The following is a 20316-nucleotide window of genomic DNA, read 5'->3' as shown; positions in this document are numbered from 1 at the left end:
CAGATGATGACAGAATCACCCTCTACGAAACAATATCCCTCCCTACAGTCAGCATTACTGCCTCCGGAACTCCCACGGAAGCAGGAGCTACCCCAGGAACTTTTACCATAGATCGCGGCACGGACACCAACGGCAATATCACCGTTTTCTTTACCATCTCAGGGACTGCTACACAAAACATTGACTACGACATTAGGGGAGTTCGCACCGTAGATAATACTGTCCCCACAGTAACATTTAATGGAGAACAAGGCAGCGTTGTTATACCCGATGGACAAACCAGCGTTAATATACAAATAGTACCCAGGGATGATATTGTTAGCGACGCTTCAGAAACAGTCACCCTCACCATCACAGAAGAACCCACCGGCGCACCAGAACAGTATGGTGTGACTGCAACTCCTGGGAATGAGACAGCAACTCTGACTATTACAGATAATCCTGATGCTACCTCTAAAGCAGTAGGGGCAAATGAGATTGTTATTTCTACTACTGCTGATGGTGCCAGAGCAGTATTTGCAGCAGATGTGGATGGTGATGGGGATGTAGATGTTCTCAGTGCTTCCTTTGATGACGACAAAATCGCCCTGTACCTCAATGATGGCAGCAATAATTTCACAGAACAAGTAATATCTACTAATGCTGATGATGCCCGTTCAGTATTTGCAGCAGATGTGGATGGAGATGGAGACGTTGATGTTTTCAGTGCTTCACGCTTAGACAACAAAATCGCCCTGTACCTCAATGATGGCAGCAATGACTTCACAGAACAAGTAATATCTACTAATGCTGATGGTGCCATATCAGTATTTGCAGCAGATGTGGATGGTGATGGAGACGTTGATGTTTTCAGTGCTTCACGCTTAGACAACAAAATCGCCCTGTACCTCAACGATGGCAGCAATGACTTCACAGAACAAGTAATATCTACTAATGCTGATGGTGCTATATCAGTATTTGCAGCAGATGTGGATGGTGATGGAGACGTTGATGTTCTCAGTGCTTCCAGGGATGATGACAAAATAGCCCTGTACCTCAACGATGGCATCAATAACTTCACAGAACAAGTAATATCTACTAATGCTGATGGTGCCCGTTCAGTATTTGCAGCAGATGTGGATGGTGATGGGGATGTCGATATTCTCAGTGCTTCAAGCAATAATGACAGAATAGCTCTGCACCTCAACGATGGCAGCAATAACTTCACAGAACAAGTAATATCTACTAATGCTGATGGTGCTTTTTCAGTATTTGCAGCAGATGTGGATGGTGATGGGGATGTGGATGTTCTCAGTGCTTCCAGGGATGATGACAAAATAGCCCTGTACCTGAACGATGGCAGCAATAACTTCACGGAACAAGTAATATCTACTAATGCTGATGTTGCTCAATCAGTATTTGCAGCAGATGTGGATGGTGATGGGGATGTGGATGTTCTCAGTGCTTCTAATGGGGATGACAAAATAGCCCTCTACGAAACAATACCTGTTCCTCAAGTCAGCATCACTGCCTCCGGAACTCCCACGGAAGCAGGAGCCACCCCTGGAACTTTTACCATAGATCGTGACACGGACACCAACGGCAATATCACAGTCTTCTTTACCATCTCAGGAACTGCTACACAAAATATTGACTACGATATTAGGGGAGTTCGCACCGTAGAGAATACTGTCCCCACAGTAACTTTCGATGGAGAAAAAGGCAGCGTTGTTATACCCGCTGAACAAACCAGCGTTGATATACAAATAGTACCCAGGGACGATACCGTTGTTGATGCAGGAGAAACAGTCACCCTCACCCTCACAGAAGAACCCATCGGCGCACCAGAACAATATGATGTGACTGCAACTCCTGGAAATGAGACAGCAACTTTGACTATTACAGATAATCCTGATGCCACAAATAAAGCAGTAGGGGCGAATGAGATTGTTATTTCTACTAATGCAGATGGTGCTTTCTCAGTATTTGCAGCAGATGTCGATAATGATGGAGATGTGGATGTTTTCAGTGCTTCACCTTTGGACGACCAAATAGCCCTGTACCTCAACGATGGCAGCAATAACTTCACTGAACAAGTCATCTCTACTAATGCAGATGGTGCTGCTTCAGTATTTGCAGGGGATGTGGATGGTGATGGGGATGTAGATGTTCTCAGTGCTTCACGCTACGACGACAAAATAGCCCTTTACCTAAATGATGGCAGCAATAACTTCACTGAACAAGTCATCTCTACTAATGCGAATGGTGCGATGTCAGTATTTGCAGGGGATGTGGATGGTGATGGGGATGTAGATGTTCTCAGTGCTTCACGCTACGACGACAAAATAGCCCTTTACCTAAATGATGGCAGCAATAACTTCACTGAACAAGTCATCTCTACTACTGCTGATGGTGCTTTCTCAGTATTTGCGGCAGATGTGGATGGTGATGGGGATGTGGATGTTCTCAGCACTTCTTACGCCGACGACAAAATAGCTGTTTACCTCAACGATGGCAGCAATAACTTCACAGAACAGATTATTTCTACTAATGCTAATTTTCCTAATTCAGTATTTGCAGCAGATGTAGACAATGATTGGGATGTGGATATCCTCAGCGCTTCAGTTCTTGACAACAAAATTGCCGTATACCTAAACGATGGCAGCAATAACTTCACAGAACAGATTATTTCTACTAATGCGAATGGTGCGAGGTCAGTATTTGCAGCAGATGTAGACAATGATGGGGATATGGATGTTGTCAGTGCATCAGACGTTGATGACAAAATAGCTGTTTACCTAAACGATGGCAGCAATAACTTCACCGAACAGACCATATCTACTACTGCTGATGGTGCCCGTTCAGTATTTGCAGTAGATGTGGATGGTGATGGGGATGTGGATGTTCTCAGCGCTTCACAATATGATGATAAAATCGCCCTCTACGAAACAATATCTGCCCCAGTCTTAACAAACTTAGACCCTGCCACATTCACCGAAAGTGTGGTTAACGCAGCAGCACAAATAATAGATAGCGATGTGACTCTCACTTCCGATAGCAACGATCTCAACGGTGGCAACATCACTATTGACTATAGTATTGGTGGGGACATTGAAGACCAACTAACCGTTGCCAATATTGGTACTGGAGTAGGTCAAATAGGCTTCGACGGCACAAATATTACCTACGAAGGAAACCTCATAGGTAATATTGACGCTATCAACAACGGAGTCAACGGTAGCATATTAGAAATAAGCCTAACCACCACCAATGCTACAGTTGCCGCTGTAGAAGCATTAATAGAAGCTATCAGTTACCAAAACACCTCCGACAACCCCACCACCAGTCGGACGATCTCCATAACAGTCAACGAAGGCGTTGCCGAGAGTGAACCCCAAACCTTAGAAATAACAGTCACTGCTGAAAATAATGCCCCAGTCCTCAATAACACCTTAGATGCGACTGGAGCAACCGCCGACATAGAATTAACAGTAGATGAAGACACCACTCCCACTGGAGTAGTAGGCAACCTAGTCAGTGAAATAGTCGCCCTAACAGGTAACGTTACTGATACCGACACCACCCCTGCCCCTGTTACAGGTATTGCTATTACCGCAGTAGACGAAACAAACGGTACCTGGCACTACACTATTGATGGTGGCACAACCTGGACTCCAGTAGGGGTAGTATCTGACACCAGTGCGTTATTATTAGCAGACAATGCCAACACCCGCGTGTTATTCGCCCCCACGGCAGACTTTAACGGCAGCATAACCAATGGCTTAACATTCCGTGCTTGGGACCAAACTTCCGGTACAGCAGGCACAAAAGTAGATGTTAGTACGAATGGTGGGACTACAGCCTTCAGTATTTACACAGACACCATTAATGTGGTAGTCAACCCAGTTAACGATGCTCCAGTAGCAGCAGACAACACCATAACCATCAACGAAGACAGCAGCCACACATTTGCCGAAACCGACTTTAACTTTAGCGACATAGACGGGGACAGTCTAGCATCTATAACCATAACCAGCCTACCCACAGCAGGAACATTACAACTAAACGGAACAAACGTAACAGCCAACCAAATTATCACAGCAGCAGACATCCCCAACCTAACATTCACACCAGACACAGATGCCAACGGCACAGGTTATGCCAACTTCAACTTCACAGTCAACGACAGCACAGAAGACAGTCAAACAGCCAACACCATCACCATAGATGTCACAGCAGTCAACGACCCACCCACTATTACCAGCAGCAACATTACTAGCATCGCCGAAGGCAACACTACAGTCACTACAGTCACAGCCGAAGACCAAGACGGAGACACACCCACTTACAACATCACAGGAGGTGCAGACGAGGCCCTATTTAACATAGATGAAACCACCGGAGAAATCACATTCCAAACACCTCCCGACTTCGAGTCACCAACAGATGCGGACAGCAACAATATCTACGAATTAGAAGTAACAGCCTCAGACAGTAACGGCCAAAGCGATAGCCAAACAATCACAGTTACTGTAGAACCAACTCCGGAACCAACTCCGGAACCAACTCCAGAACCAACTCCGGAACCAACTCCGGAACCAACGCCAGAGCCTACTCTAGAACCAACTCCGGAACCAACGCCAGAGCCTACTCCGGAACCAACTCCGGAACCAACGCCAGAACCAACTCCGGAACCAACTCCGGAACCAACGCCAGAGCCTACTCTAGAACCAACTCCGGAACCAACGCCAGAGCCTACTCCGGAACCAACTCCGGAACCAACGCCAGAGCCTACTCCGGAACCAACTCCGGAACCAACGCCAGAACCAACTCCAGAACCAACTCCGGAACCAACGCCGGAACCAACGCCAGAGCCTACTCCGGAACCAACTCCAGAACCAACTCCGGAACCAACTCCAGAGCCTACTCCTACTCCAGAGCCTACTCCTACTCCGGAACCAACTCCAGAACCAACTCCAGAGCCTACTCCGGAACCAACGCCAGAGCCTACTCCGGAACCAACGCCAGAGCCTACTCCGGAACCAACGCCAGAGCCTACTCCTACTCCGGAACCAACGCCAGAACCAACTCCAGAGCCTACTCCGGAACCAACGCCAGAGCCTACTCCGGAACCAACGCCAGAGCCTACTCCGGAACCAACTCCAGAGCCTACTCCAGAACCAACTCCAGAGCCTACTCCAGAACCAACTCCAGAGCCTACTCCAGAACCAACTCCAGAGCCTACTCCAGAACCAACGCCAGAGCCTACTCCAGAACCAACGCCAGAGCCTACTCCGGAACCAACGCCAGAGCCTACTCCAGAACCAACTCCAGAGCCTACTCCAGAGCCTACTCCGGAACCAACTCCGGAACCTACTCCAGAGCCTGCTCCGGAACCAACGCCAGAGCCAACGCCAGAACCTACTCCAGAGCCTGCTCCGGAACCTACTCCAGAGCCTACTCCAGAGCCAGCTCCTACTCCAGAGCCTAACCCAGAGCCAGCTCCTACTCCAGAGCCTAACCCAGAGCCAGCTCCTACTCCAGAACCTAACCCAGAGCCACCAGTTGTTAATGACAACCAACCCCCCATAGGCATCCCTGACAACGCCAACACCACCCTCAACACCCCAATAACCATCGACATTCTGGCCAATGATAACGATCCAGAAGGCGATCAAATCATCCTAAGCAACATCGACCTAGTGACAGAAAATGGGGGTACTATTACCATTAATAACGATGCCACTATTCTATACAGTCCAGCAATAGACTTCAGTGGAATTGATAACTTCACTTACAGCATCCGAGATGAAAATAACTCCATATCTTCACCCATCAATGTCACTGTTAATGTTAATGGCACACCTATCGAGCAAAATGAACTACCACCATCTCTTGAACTCATACCTATACCAATAATACCTCCAATTATAGGCAATGAAGATAATAATACATTACTTGGTGATGCAGCAAACAATTTATTAGAAGGTGGTCGTGGTAACGATACAATTCGAGCAGGAATAGGCAATGACTTCGCCTTCGGAGGTAAAGACAATGATTTAATCTTTGGAAACTTGGGAAATGATACTCTTGTTGGGGGAACAGGAGATGATACTATTTTGGGTGGTAATAGCAACCCAGAAAACCCAGACTTTTTGGGAGAAGATTTAATCTTCGGTGGCGAAGGTAACGACTTACTCAATGGTAGTTTTGGTAACGATACCCTAGTTGGGGGAACAGGAGATGATATTGTCAGAGGTGGAAAAGACGACGATTTTCTTTACGGAGAAGAAGGAAACGATGAACTCTACGGCGATCGCGGCAACGATGAAATTTATGGTGGTTTGGGAAATGATTTACTTTTTGGTAACCAGGACAATGATCGATTAAGGGGTAATGAAGGTGATGACACTCTAGATGGAGGAGATGGAGTAGATACCCTTACCGGAGGTAGTGGTAGAGATTCTTTTGTTTTAGACCAGAGTCTAGGTGCCGATATTATTACAGACTTCAATATCAATGAAGACTTTTTTATCTTAGGAGATGGCATAACAGCAGAAGAGTTGACAATAACTCAAGGTATAAACGGCACAGAAATTCGCCTCAACAATCAACTGTTAGCAACTTTAGAGAATGTTCCTGCTGATGCAATTAATAATATATTAACATTAATCGCAAGTAGAGACAACCAACCTACAATAGACTTAGATAGCAATGGAAGTAGTGGTGTAGTAGGTAGTAACTATCAAACTACTTTTACAGTTAATAACCCTGTAACCATAGCTGATACAGATGTTAGTATCACTAATTCTGATAATACAAATATTCAAGCAGTCACCATCACCTTATCAAACCCCCTAGACGGGATCAATGAAACCCTCAATTTAAACGAAACAGCCCTCAATATCGTTACAGCAACAGGGATAAATGTTACCCCATACAATCCTAACACAGGTGAATTATTACTAACAGGTAGTGCCACCAGTGCTGAATATCAAGAAATAATTGCCAACATTATTTATAATAATACTACTAACTCCAATACTAGCGATCGCCTCATCAACGTAGTCATAAACAATGGACAAAATAACAGCAATACAGCAGTTAGTACCATCAAATTTAATGAGCCTCCAAATCTTCCCACCATACTTATTACTCAATCTGAAGGTAGTACCGATATTACCGTAGATAATTTGACTGATAGTTACGAAATAGTACTCGACAGTATTCCTACCGACACTATTGATATTCTTATAACTCCACCTCCTGAGCTAAATCTAGGTGCAGGGTTAGGAGTTCCCATCACCCTTAACTTTAATGCTGACAATGCCTTAATTTCCCAAAATATCCCCGTTTCTACAGGAAATAACAATATTACAGGCAGCTTTAATATTCAGCATAGTGCAAATATTAATGGAATAGAAGAAAATTTGCCATTTACAGTAGACGGAATATCCACAAACATTATTACAGCGAATATTAACCAAATTATTCCTACCATTGGCAGCATCAGTGGTACAATATTCAATGATGCCAACAGCAACGGACTATTTGACACCGGAGAAACTGGCCTCACCAACGTCACCGTATTTCTAGAACTTAATCAAAATGGTATCTTAGATACAACAGAAACAGCAACCACCACTAATGAATCAGGCAGTTACACATTTGTTAATCTCTCACCAGATAGTTATCCAGTCAGAGCAGTATCTCCAACAAATAATGCCATAATTACAACACCAGAATCAACTGTTGAACTGCTACCAAACCAAACCCTCAATAACATAAATATTGGCTATCAAATTCCCAACCCAGGAACAATTCAATTTAGTGATCCTACATTTACAGTCACCGAAGGAACTCCGACTGCAACAGTTACTGTCACCCGTACAGATGGCAGCGATGGAATTATTAGTGCCACAGTTAACCTTGTTGAGGGCAGTGCTACACAAAATCAAGATTATAGCAATCCTAACCCCAATAGAATTTTCTTTGCAGATGGAGACACAACATCTCAAAGCATTGCAATTCCAATTATTGATGATAATTTAGTAGAAGTAACAGAAACAGTCAATTTATTATTAACTGATATTAGTGGAGATGCAATTATTGGTACACCCAACAATGCTGTACTACAATTATTTGATAATGATCCTCCATCAGAAACACCAACTGCCGCTACTCCCCCAGCATCTATACCTGAAAATCCCAGAACTAGATTTTCTCCCAATGCTATAATTTCTGTAGCACCTGATAGTATTACTGGTGAAGAATCAATTGTTTTGTCTTTAGGAGAGGTATTTAATGTTACAGAAACAACAGAATCAGCTACCCTTTCTTTTCAATATGCGTCACAAAATGTAAATAATCAAGTCCGTTTTTTTGATACTAATGGTGTAGAAATAGGTTTTCCAATTACTTTAGAACCAACATTTGAAAATAATGATTTCAGCATATTTGAAACAGTTGCGCCAATTATATTGCCACCAAATACTTCGTCAGTCAGTATTGGTAGTGCCACAGAAATTGAGGATATACAGTTAATAGTTCAGTCTACACCCATAATAAACACAAGAATTGCTAATTCGCTAAATATTAGTGATTCCTCCCTATTTGAAAATTTTTATCCTTTCACCGAGGTGGAAATTATTGTATAGCTCACAGGGTGACAAGCTAGCTATAATGTTGTGTAAGTCCCGTAGCGATCGCTTCGACGTAAAATTATTGATTTACAAGCATTATAGTCTAATTTTACCAGTTAAGTTGTGTAATATCATGTCCGGATAATTAGTTATAAAAAAACTTTCTCCTTCAACTCCAGTTCTTCTTCTTTCTTCCCTCTTTCCTCCTGACTCCTGACTCCTGACTCCTCCGTAGTTATTTATTTATCACTGTTCAACCGGACATGATATAAGTCCCACTATAGATATTCACGCTAACTTTATATACTTAATTTGACTTTAACTGAATCATATCAAATCCGGTTAAACAGCCATAGAATGGTTAAGCCAGGAGGAGTCAGGAGTCAGGAGTCAGGAGTCAGGAGGAGAGAGAATTACAAAGATGAGCGTAGTTATGACGATTGGAGAATTTTTTTATGTTCAATAAAACGGATTTGATATCAGGCGATCGCTCTCTTCTGTTCCTACTCCATAAGCTGTATAAGGTCTGACTTCTGGAGGTTGCATTCCCAAGACAATTGATTTTGCTGGAATTCCAGCAGCAACTAATTCTTCTGCTATTAAACAGTCAGTATTATTGGCTTGAATCCAAATTTTACCTGCGATAATATCAAGATGAATTATACAGTAATGAATCCGTTTTTATTGAGACTAACCTAAAGAAATTAACATATATCTATCATTTTCTGAATCAAAAATTGTTTGATTTTCTATCTCACTTTCTGTCGTAGGTATTTCAGCATATTCTGTCAATAGTTGTTTAATAATTTGACGATAGTTTTCTATGGTATCCATCTGACAATATCTTCTGTTTGTGAATTCAAAATAATTAGTTTTAATCGGTGATCATCCAATAATATTTGACCAAAATTTTCTCCTTAAAAAATGTCTGTAAAAGCAGTTAATGGAAGGTAAGTATTCAGCATTCAGCATTCAGGCTTTCAACATATTCAAGAAATTATTAAGGTTAGCTGAAGACATTTTTTTATAAGTTTTAATTCTCCTTGGAGACTAATTCCTCTTTTGAACTGATTATGAGCTAATAACTCATAGTTGATAGCTGATAGCTGACGGCTGAATGCTTACAATGGAAGAGCAAGATATAACTCTCTTTCTGGTTAGGTAATATCATGTTTCCATAAGCGCGTTGTAATAATGTTTTGCTGGGTTAAGCGAGAGCGAAACCCAACCTAAAAAACTACGGTTTTCACCACAGACAGGGTTTAGATAAACCTCGCTATAATATTTAACTATGATTTATTATAGGAGGAAATCTTTAATGAGCGATACAAATGATAATTCCAAACTACAAGAAAAATTAGAGTTATTAAAGCAAGGAAATAGTAAGGATAAATTTTATAATGCTGGTAAAGCAATAGTTAGTGCTATTCCATCATTTAGTTGGCTTTCAATAGGTTCACTTGCAGTACCTTTTTATGAGCATTTCATTAAAGATCCTTCTAGTCAAAGACTACATGATTTTTTAGAAGAAGTAGTACAAAATTTATACACTTTGGAGCAACAATGTGAAGCAGTAAGTTTTGATAATCCAACATTTCAAACGACTTTCAAAAAAGCTATCCGTATTGCTGAATGTGAGCATCAACAAGAAAAATTAGAGGCACTGAGAAATGCGGTTTTAAATTCGGCTATTCCTAACTCTCTTAAAGATGATATTCAAGTAGTTTTTCTTAAATGGATTGATGAATTTACTGTGTCTCATATTAGATTGCTCAGAATGCTGCATTATATAGATAATTATAATGAAGAAGAATTTTTGGCTAATTTACCTGATTTAGAAGAAAATCGTATCTTTTACAATCAAGTATTACTAGAGCTGAGAGGTAAGGGATTGATAAAATTGAGAGAAGTATATGAAACTTTTGAAGAAGAACCTCCAACTGCTTCTTTTATTGATGATGCAGAAGAAATATTAAAACAAGAAACTGATGAAATAGAGTCAATAATATCAGACTTAAATCCTTTTCAAGCTCGTCGTAAGTATGAAAAAAATTTTAGGACTGTCAAACATACTAAAAATATTGACAAAATTATCTCAAATGTAAAACATAACTCCCAAAAAAGTATAACAACAGAGTTAGGAAAACAATTTATTGAGTTTATAGAAAATCCACTTGTTTAACAACAGAATGATAAATACCTCTGACTAGCAAAGAAATTTGCATTCTTTATTTTCAAAATTAAAAGTTGGGCTAGCTAATAACTAAACCCAACCAAATATGCCTAATTTGATTTTAACTGAAGTAAGCGATCGCTCTCTTCTTTATAAAAAGATGGCATACTTCTCAAGAGTCATCTTAAGATGACTTAAACTATTAGCCAAGGATTTCAATCCTTGGCAAACTTGGCTTGGCAAACTTGGCGAACTTGGCAACCATGTCATCCGCCAAGAAATAAATTTCTTGGCTCAAAGTAGAAGTCATCTAAAGATGACTAAAGATAGCTAATTAATGAGACTTGATATTAGCTTTGCGTTAGTAAATGGCTATTTACCCCTTACAAATATGCCTAATTTGACTTTAACTGAAGTAAGCGATCGCGTAAAATTTCTGCCTGCTTTTCTGCCTCGGCTAAATTATTCTTTGTTTCTTCTACAAATTTAGCATCAGCTTTCTTAACAAACTCTGGTTTACTCAACCTTTTAGAAGTAGACAAAATCTCTTTTTCTAACTTTCCTAACTTCTTCTCCAACCGAGCAGATAAAGCTTCAATATCTACTACTCCAGATAAGGCAATTAAAATCTGCACAGTACCAAAAACACCAGCAATAGTTTGACCAACTTCCCCATCAACACTAGGAGTAATATTCAACTTTTCTACTTTAGCTAAATCCTGAATATAAACCTCACCTTTACTCAAAATTTTCCGTTCTTTTTCATTCTCACTCTGCAAAATTGCCGTAATTTTTACCTTTGGTTTAATATCAACCTCAGACCGTAAATTTCGGATAGTCCGAATTACCCCAATTAATAACTCAAACTCCGCTTCCAAATCTGGATTAATTAGAGATTTATCCAACTTTGGATAAGACTGCAAAGCCAAACAATCTTCCTCACCAACTTGATTCAAAGTATGCCAAATTTCCTCAGTAATATGAGGCATAAAAGGATGTAATAATCTTAAAATTCCATCCAAAACATAAGCCAAAGTTTGTTGTGCTACTAACTTAGAAATCTCATCCTCACCTTGAAGACGAGACTTAACTAATTCCAGATACCAATCACAAAAATCTCCCCAAATAAATTCATAAAGACCCTTCGCAGCTTCCCCCAAACCATAATTATCTAAATAATCACAAGTTTGCTCTACAACTTGATAGAAACGAGACAAAATCCAACAGTCAACTAACTCTAATTTATCCGCCTCCGGTTCTCCTAATTCTTGAGGAGATTTACCCTCTAATTTCATCATCACAAATCGAGCAGCATTCCAAATTTTATTAGTAAAATTTCGAGAAGCTTCCACCGATGCCGACTCATCAGTTTCCCGATTATAATCCATCCTCACATCTTGCCCTGCTCCAGCAGTTTCTCGCATCAAAGTATAACGTAAAGCATCAGTACCATACTTTTCAATTAATAATAAAGGATCGATACCATTACCAACAGATTTAGATTGTTTTTTCCCTTTTTCATCTAACATTAAACCGTGAATATAAACCGTTTCAAAAGGCATTTTACCCATGAAATGAGTTCCCATCATTGCCATTCTAGCCACCCAGAAAAAGATGATATCAAAAGCGGTGGAAAGGGTGCTAGTAGGATAATATTTTGCTAAGTCGGGAGTGTTTTCAGGCCAGCCCAATGTTGAAAACGGCCATAAACCTGATGAAAACCAGGTATCAAGTACATCTGGGTCTCGTTCAATTTTGACATCAGCACCAAATTTTGCTTTTGCTTGCTCCAACGCTTCCGTCTCCGAACGAGCAACAATAAAAGGAGTGTTATCGGCAATTTTCCCATTAGTTTCGCTCACAGCATACCAAGCTGGAATTTGATGACCCCACCAAAGTTGCCGGGAAATACACCAGTCCTTAATTTTCACCAACCAGTCGCGATAAACCTTCGTCCAACGTTCGGGAACAAATTTTGGTTGGTTATGTTTATCTAGTAATTCCAGCGCTTTCTCAGACAAGGGTTTAATTTTGACAAACCACTGAGTTGAGAGCAACGGTTCGACTGGTACTTTGCCGCGATCGCTATAAGGAACGCTATGACTATACTCCTCTACCTTAACCAAAACACCCTCTTCTTCTAACCGTTTCACAACATTTTTCCGTGCCTCAAAACGGTCTTGCCCAACAAAAGGTCCTGCGTTTTCATTCAAACTACCATCCTTATTCATAATATTGATAAATGGCAAATTGTGACGTTTACCCATTTCAAAATCATTGGGGTCGTGAGCGGGAGTAACTTTGACACAACCAGTACCAAATTCAGGGTCAACCAACTCATCCGCAACAATAGGTATTTCCCGTTCCATTATTGGTAGGGTGAGAGTTTTGCCAATGAGATTTTTGTAGCGTTCGTCATTGGGGTTAACCGCGACGCCAGTATCTCCCAACATTGTTTCCGGACGAGTAGTAGCGACTTCCACATAACCACTGCCATCGGTGAGAGGGTAACGAAAATGCCAGAGGTTGCCGTTGACTTCTTTATTTTCAACTTCCAAGTCAGAAACAGCAGACTGACTCGCAGGACACCAGTTGACCAGGTAGTTACCGCGATAAATGAGACCTTCATCGTAGAGACGTATGAATGCTTCGATCACAGCTTTTGATAAACCTTCATCCAGGGTAAAACGTTCGCGAGTCCAGTCTGTAGAAACTCCCAAACGACGTAGTTGGTTAACAATAGTACCCCCAGACTCAGCTTTCCATTCCCACGCGCGTTCCAGAAATTTTTCTCGCCCAATATCATAGCGGGTTTTGCCTTCTTCCTTCAGTTTCCGTTCCAGAATAGTTTGCACGGCAATACTCGCGTGATCTGTACCGGGGAGGTAGAGAGCGTTGTCACCGCGCATCCGATGGTAACGAATGAGAGCGTCAATGAGCGAATTATTGAAGGCATGGCCTGCGTGGAGACTGCCTGTAACATTCGGTGGGGGGATGACAATGCAATAGGGGTCCCCTGGATGGTTGGGGTCAGCTTTGAAAGTATTGTTTTCTTCCCAATATTTCTGCCATTTCGCCTCGGTGGAGAATGCGTCGTATTTGCTTGGTAATTCTGGTATGGTTTTGGTCATAGATAATATGAATTATTTGGACTGTTTAATTGTCCTTAATATTGTGCCATAATTTATAGGTCATTTCAGTTATCAGTTATCAGTTGTCAGTTATCAAAAGCTAAAACTTAAAATTATACCATCTCCCCTTGAATATTTATAAATAAGGGAGTAGGGAAATTTGTTCTGGATAAGTTTTTTGGTGATGATGCATTTTCATCAATTGATAATGGATAATGAATAATGGATAATTACCTCTGGTTAAAACCGTTACGGAATTGAATATAAAGAAATCAGATTTATTTTTTCTCCTTAAAAGGAGAGGCTTTAAACCGAATGGATTAATTATCAATTATCAATTGTCAATTATCCATTGTAATGATGATCACAAAAGCAGTGGGAGCATCTTGCTCCTATACTCGTATTTTGCTCCCATGCTTATATCTTGCTCCCATGAAGCGACACTTTCATCTGAGGTACGAAAAACAAGAACAAAAACAGGTAGCATCTTGCTCCCATGCTCATATCTTGCTCCCATTTTTTGCATGAAAGTAGCGTTCTTAACATCCATTCTGCAGCTATATCGCTATCTTTCGGGATGGCTTGATGTTCTATTTACTATTGTCCAATAGTTATTACTCTACACACAAAGCGATCGCTGTGTTTCGTGATGGCTTGATGTTCTATTTACTATTGTCCAATAGTTATTACTCTGCACTGCCAAGCGTTGGCGGAGCCTAGCGGCAGCTATATCGCTATCTTTCGGGATGGCTTGATGTTCTATTTACTATTGTCCAATAGTTATTACTCTGCTGATTAAATCTCAAAGCTTTTACAGGTAAAAGTTTCAGCCTTTTTATGTCAAAGATTGATTATCTATTGTCCAATAGTTACAGCAGTTTCCGCGCGTGATGAAGTACATATGCGGAGCAAGTGCAGCAGCGATATACTTTCATGCAACAAAGCCATTATTAATTGTTGAATATAGCACTACAAAAAAGTGTTATACCATTTTGAAAAAAGAATTTTACGAATAATAAGCACCATAAAAAGACTTTCAGATAAAGTCTGTTTCACGAACAAGGTAATTTACAACATCAAAAATAGTATTAAATCTATCCATTCTGCATTCTAAACTCTAAATTCGCGCATTAGAATAAATACCCTAACTATTTGTAGCAAACATTTATCAATTTGGTATTAGAGCATTGATCAAATTGAAATCCTTTACCTACAGAATTTTGGTAGTCCCGATCGCGTAATGGTATACAGCAAAAAAGAATACCTGGCACGGGAGCAAGATGCTCCCACTGTTCTCGTAACAAATATTACCGGACAATACATGACGATTAAAATGCACCACCGCTAAAGTTTTAACTTAAGCTGTTTGCGGAGCATTCCGTAGGAAATGCTGAATGCTATATCAAAACCTCATCATAAATATCACCCATTGTTAAAGTTAACCCCACCGACTTTAACTCTAAAAAATCTTCTTTTCCTAAACTTTCCCTAGACCAATAACCAGTTTCTGACGGACGATAAACTTCTACTTTCATTTCTGTTTGAGAAACCAATACATACTCTTGCAAACTTGTTAAACTTTGATAATTCAACCGTTTTTCTCGTCGGTCTAAATTTTGGGTAGAAGGGGAAAGTACCTCCACAATTAAACAAGGATAACTCTTGTAATATTTTTCTGTATCTTGTGGGTCGCAAGTTACCATCACATCCGGATAATAAAAAATATCGGAGCTATTTTCGGCAATGGCAATTTTAACTTTCATAAATGCTGCACTAGCTAGAGAAAGGTCAGCTTCTAATTTTTCTGCTTTACCTTTTAGGGTAGCTATTTGTTGGCGATATTGTTCGAGTGAGACATTTTTCGGTTTTTCGTAGATGAGGGCAGTTATTTGAGTGCGGGTGGTTGCCAGGTTGTCGAGGAGTTTTTCGTTTTCTGGGGTGAGGTTGTCGCGGATGGTTTGGAGGGAGTTGATGGTGGAGTCAAGAATGCGACCTTTGCGTCGGAGAATGGTAGTGAGGGCGAGGTTTGCTGCTTTTGGATTATTGGGTGCGTCTTGGAGGTGTAGGGATATTGTTAGATGAGTTGTGGTTGAGAGCGTTCTCATGGAAGCTTGTTTTTGGCTTTCCGAACCTGTGGCAAGGAAAGAAGTAAGGGTAGTCTCTTGTACTTCCATTGCCTGGGTTAGATATTCAATAGCACTGGTTGTATTTCCTTGGGTTTGGTAAAGTGTTGCCAGGTTAAGTCGGCTGGTGGCGACGTTTGGATGGTCAGCTCCTAATGCTTTTTCATATATTGCCAGAGACCTTTGGTATCGGGGTAAGGCTTCTGTGTAGTTTCCTTGGTCTAGGTACAGTAATGCCAAGTTATTGAGGCTGGTGGCGACGTTTGGATGGTCAGTTCCTAATGCTTTTTCTAATATTACCAGAGACCTTTGGAATAGGGGTAAGGCTTCTGTATACTTCCCTTGGTTACGGTACAGTTCTGCCAGGTTGTTGAGGCTAGCAGCAACCTGTGGATGGTCAGCTCCTAATGCTTTTTCTAATATTACCAGAGACCGTTGTAATAGGGGTAAGGCTTCTGTGTACTTTCCTTGGATATAGTAAAATACTGTCAGGTTGTTGAAGCTGGCAGCAACCTGTGGATGGTCAGCTCCTAATGCTTTTTCATATATTGCCAGAGACCTTTGGTATCGGGGTAAGGCTTCTGTGTAGTTTCCTTTGTCACGGTACAGTCCTGCCAAGTTGTTGAGACTGGCAGCAACCTGTGGATGGTCAGTTCCTAATGCTTTCTCTGTGATTGCCAGAGACCTTTGGAATAGGGATAAGGCTTCTGTGTAGTTTCCTTGAGTTCGGTACAGTCCTGCCAAGTTGTTGAGACTGGCGGCAACCTGTGGATGGTCAGTTCCTAATGCTTTCTCTGTGATTGCCAGAGACCTTTGGAATAGGGGTAAGGCTTCTGTGTACTTCCCTTGGTTACTGTACAGTCCTGCCAAGTTGTTGAGACTGGCGGCAACCTGTGGATGGTCAGCTCCTAATGCTTTTTCATATATTGCCAGAGACCTTTGGGATAGGGGTAAGGCTTCTGTGTACTTGCCTTGGGCACGGTAGAGTTCTGCCAGATTATTGAGGCTGGTGCTAACCTGTGGATGGTCAGCTCCTAATGCTTTCTCTGTGATTGCCAGAGACCTTTGGAATAGGGGTAAAGCTTCTGTGTACTTCCCTTGGGCACGGTAGAGTTCTGCCAGATTATTGAGGCTGGTGCTAACCTGTGGATGGTCAGCTCCTAATGCTTTTTCATATATTGCCAGAGACTTTTGGTATAGGGGTAAGGCTTCTGTATAGTTCCCTTGAGCTTGGTACAAATTTGCCAGGTTGTTGAGGCTAGTAGCAACGTCTGGATGGTCAGTTCCTAATGCTTTCTCAAATATTGCCAGAGACCTCTGGTGTAGAGGTTCGGCCTCTGTGTACTTCCCTTGGGCACGGTACAGTCCTGCGAGGTTGAGTAGGCTGGTGGCAACCTGTGGATGGTCAGCTCCTAATGCTTTCTCTGTGATTGCCAGAGACCGTTGTAATAGGGGTAAGGCTTTTGTGTAGTTGCCTTGAGTTCGGTACAGTCCTGCCAAATTATTGAGGCTGGTGGCAACATCTGGATGGTTAGTTCCTAATGCTTTTTCTCTGATTGCCAAAGACCTTTGGTACAGGGGTAAGGCTTCTGTGTAGTTCCCTTGGTCACTGTACAGTAATGCCAAGTTGTTGAGGCTGGCAGCAACATCTGGATGGTTAGTTCCTAATGCTTTTTCTAATATTACCAGAGACCTTTGGTATAAGGGTAAGGCTTCTGTGTACTTCCCTTGGTAATAGTGCTGCAGTCCTAAAAAATTAATAATATGGGCAGCAGCAGGGTGTTCAGAAGCACCTGCATTTTCTACAATAACTAAGGCACGTTCTAATTGTGAAATAGCTTCATTATATTTTCCCTGTTCTGAAAACTCCATTGCTTCTTGAACAAGTCGTTTAAATTCCTCCAGTTCCCCAGACTGTTGTGCTACCACAGCAGGTTTAATTTCCCCCACCACTGGCTTAACCATCCCCAAAGTTAAGCCACAGACACTAATAAATGTTGCTCCCCACACCAGAGAATATCTAACTATCCCTTTCATAAAATTAACTCTTAAAATTGGTTTTACTCAATTATATTTCTGTAGAACCAACCAGTTATGCAGTTTACTATATTTATTTCTGTTCTTCAGTCTCAAAACTAACGTCCTCATATAAAACATCAACAGCACAATTAAACTCAATACTAGATAATGTAAAATCTTCTCCCTCTGTATATGCAGAATAAAGCCACATTCTACCCTCACCACGCTGATATATCTCCACAGATATTGATTCTGAATCTACTAAAACATACTCTTGCAAACTCGAAAATTGACGATAATATTTAAACTTATCACTATGATCGTAACCCCTTGTACCGGGAGAAAGAACTTCAATAATTACACTAGGATTTTGGATAAATTTACGAGATTTTGCATCATCAGCATTACAACTAATAACTAAATCTGGATAAAAATAACGATTATTTTTAGCATCCTTAACCTTAGCATCAGACACATAAACTCGACATCCTCTTTGACGGAGATGGGGATAGAGAGCGCGATAAAAACTAAGGGCAATGTCAACATGAGGAAGACTTGCTCCAGTCATGGCTAAAATTTCTCCATCCACATATTCATGGCGAAATTCCTGTTTAGCTTCCCATTCTAAATATTCTTCTGCTGTCATTTTTTGATGATTTTCCGGTTGAGCAATCATAATTTCCTCCTTTATTTTTTTTGTTCAATTAGTTAAATTTTATGTAAGCATTCAGCCGTCAGCCAGCCTCCTATCGGAGGAACTGCGGACTTCAGCTATCAGCTATTGCTTTTAGTTTAGGATAAAAGCAATATTTAATTGTCTTACTGCAAAAATTGCCTCCCTTACCCTTAAAGCCAGTTGTTAATTTAAACACTGTCCTTAAGGAGACATTCTTGTTGCTGATAGCTGACAGCTAATAGCTGAATGCTTACAATTTTATCATAAATTAGAAATGATAAATCATCAGGTAGGAAGGTTCCATGAAATCTCTCTACAAAAGCTATAAAACTTCATCATAAATATCGGCCATTGTTAAAGTTAACCCCACTGACTTTAACTCTAAAAAATCTTCTTTTCCTAAACTTTCTCTAGACCAATAACCAGTTCCTAACGAACGATAAACTTCTACTTTCATTTCTGTTTGATCAACCAATATATACTCTTGCAAACTTGCTAAACTTTGATAATTCAAACGTTTTTCTCGTCTGTCTAAATCTTGAGTAGAAGGAGAAAGTACCTCAACAATTAAACAAGGAAAACTTTTATAATATTTTTCTGTATCTTGTGGGTCGCAAGTTACCATAACATCGGGATAATAAAAAATATCCGAGCTATTTTCGGCAATGGCAATTTTAACTTTCATATCTGCAATAAAAGTTTTACATCCGCTTCCCCGTAAGTGTGTTAATAAACTAGCGTAGATATTACCTGAAATGCGGTTATGTTCTTCACTGCCACCAGACATAGCAAATATTTGACCGCCGAGATATTCATGGCGAATGGGACTCATTTTTTCTCCTTCCAGATAATCTGTGGTTGAAATAAATGCAGTTGCTAATTCCATAGTTATTAGTTACTCAATTTTATATGGATAATTATATCAAAAGTTGCCGAAGTTGATTTCTGTCCCGTCAACTGAGATTTTGGCTTTGTTGCCTCCTATGTAATATCATGTCCGGATAATAGCCTGATAAAAAAACCTTTTCCCTATACAGAGGAGGAATAGCAACAATAATGCGTAAATGGATAGTTTATAAGGCAGATACAAACCAGCCTCACTGGAGGGGAAGAAAACTTCAGCACACACAAGCTTTGACTAAAATTCTGCAAGAGAACTGGGATTCTAGTGATAGCCCTATTCCCAAAGTAGGCGATCGCTTTACCGAATATGTTCGAGTCTCTGAAGAACACGACCCCAGAAGTCATGGCTACAGCACTCATTATAAACAAGGAGATTGGGAAGTAGTCCGGGTTGAAACTTATGCAACTGAATTACAATCCTCTTCTTGTGGAATGCTCAAAAATCATAAATTAGCAAGTGCCATAGCAGATTGTGGTTTTTATGAATTTAAGCGTCAACTTACATACAAATGTGAATGGTTAGGTAGTGAATTAGTCATAGCTGATAGATTTGTGCGACTCGGTTGGCCTAAGTAAACCTAGTTTATGTTCAGCCAGTCCCTTTACCGGGATAACTCTGATATTCATGGAGGTTTAATTCCTTCCCACGCGGGTACCGTGTGACTCCTAT

Annotated in this window: 8 protein-coding genes and 1 pseudogene; 4 read left to right on the top strand and 5 right to left on the bottom strand. The window is 40.8% G+C overall.

Going from position 1 to position 20316, the window contains the following annotated elements:
- On the top strand, window positions 1-8636 hold an 8636-nt coding region (locus F6K54_RS20185; protein ID WP_293081033.1), incomplete at its 5' end, for an FG-GAP-like repeat-containing protein.
- Window positions 8637-9080: 444 nt separating this feature from the next.
- Here F6K54_RS20185 and F6K54_RS20180 read toward each other — a convergent pair.
- Window positions 9081-9455 (bottom strand): annotated as a pseudogene (locus F6K54_RS20180) (XisI protein).
- Between the two features lie 484 nt (window positions 9456-9939).
- Between F6K54_RS20180 and F6K54_RS20175 the strand changes: the two are divergent.
- The gene (locus tag F6K54_RS20175; RefSeq protein ID WP_293081031.1) at window positions 9940-10803 is read left to right on the top strand and encodes a hypothetical protein; all 864 of its coding nucleotides are present in this window, start codon (window positions 9940-9942) and stop codon (window positions 10801-10803) included.
- Window positions 10804-11189: 386 nt separating this feature from the next.
- On the opposite strand, the gene F6K54_RS20170 is transcribed toward F6K54_RS20175, so the two are convergent.
- Window positions 11190-13925 carry a valine--tRNA ligase gene (locus F6K54_RS20170; protein WP_293081028.1) on the bottom strand — a complete coding sequence of 912 codons (2736 nt, stop codon included), beginning with the start codon at window positions 13923-13925 and terminating at the stop codon, window positions 11190-11192.
- Window positions 13926-14510: 585 nt separating this feature from the next.
- On the opposite strand from F6K54_RS20170, the gene F6K54_RS20165 reads away from it, so the two are divergent.
- Window positions 14511-14645, top strand: coding sequence for a hypothetical protein (locus tag F6K54_RS20165; RefSeq protein ID WP_293081025.1), 135 nt, complete (start codon window positions 14511-14513; stop codon window positions 14643-14645).
- A gap of 677 nt (window positions 14646-15322) precedes the next feature.
- Here F6K54_RS20165 and F6K54_RS20160 read toward each other — a convergent pair.
- The 3 genes from F6K54_RS20160 to F6K54_RS20150 form a co-directional block, all read right to left on the bottom strand.
- Window positions 15323-18085, bottom strand: a complete 2763-nt coding sequence (locus F6K54_RS20160; RefSeq protein WP_293081022.1) for a tetratricopeptide repeat protein — start codon at window positions 18083-18085, stop codon at window positions 15323-15325.
- Window positions 18086-18158: 73 nt separating this feature from the next.
- On the bottom strand, window positions 18159-18743 hold the full coding sequence (locus F6K54_RS20155) for a Uma2 family endonuclease (protein WP_293081019.1): 585 nt from the start codon (window positions 18741-18743) through the stop codon (window positions 18159-18161).
- 322 nt (window positions 18744-19065) lie between these two features.
- Window positions 19066-19629 (bottom strand): Uma2 family endonuclease, encoded by a 564-nt coding sequence (locus F6K54_RS20150; RefSeq protein ID WP_293081016.1) that lies wholly within the window; start codon window positions 19627-19629, stop codon window positions 19066-19068.
- 170 nt (window positions 19630-19799) lie between these two features.
- Here F6K54_RS20150 and F6K54_RS43820 point away from each other — a divergent pair, with 170 nt between their 5' ends.
- Window positions 19800-20222 (top strand): hypothetical protein, encoded by a 423-nt coding sequence (locus F6K54_RS43820; RefSeq protein ID WP_375341985.1) that lies wholly within the window; start codon window positions 19800-19802, stop codon window positions 20220-20222.
- Window positions 20223-20316 lie beyond the last annotated feature (94 nt).

The sequence above is a fragment of the Okeania sp. SIO3B5 genome (assembly GCF_010692555.1).
GTDB lineage: Bacteria > Cyanobacteriota > Cyanobacteriia > Cyanobacteriales > Microcoleaceae > Okeania.
The sequence above is the reverse complement of the archived record's forward strand: the minus strand, read 5'-3'. Positions and strand labels throughout refer to the sequence as shown.

What these genes read in the sequence shown, in the direction of transcription:
- F6K54_RS20175 (WP_293081031.1), top strand. Translation starts at nt 9,940, where the DNA reads ATGAGCGATACAAATGATAATTCCAAACTACAAGAAAAATTAGAGTTA.
- F6K54_RS20165 (WP_293081025.1), top strand. Translation starts at nt 14,511, where the DNA reads ATGTTCTATTTACTATTGTCCAATAGTTATTACTCTACACACAAAGCG.
- F6K54_RS20170 (WP_293081028.1), bottom strand. Translation starts at nt 13,925, where the DNA reads ATGACCAAAACCATACCAGAATTACCAAGCAAATACGACGCATTCTCC.
- F6K54_RS20150 (WP_293081016.1), bottom strand. Translation starts at nt 19,629, where the DNA reads ATGGAATTAGCAACTGCATTTATTTCAACCACAGATTATCTGGAAGGA.
- F6K54_RS20155 (WP_293081019.1), bottom strand. Translation starts at nt 18,743, where the DNA reads ATGATTGCTCAACCGGAAAATCATCAAAAAATGACAGCAGAAGAATAT.
- F6K54_RS20160 (WP_293081022.1), bottom strand. Translation starts at nt 18,085, where the DNA reads ATGAAAGGGATAGTTAGATATTCTCTGGTGTGGGGAGCAACATTTATT.
- F6K54_RS43820 (WP_375341985.1), top strand. Translation starts at nt 19,800, where the DNA reads ATGCGTAAATGGATAGTTTATAAGGCAGATACAAACCAGCCTCACTGG.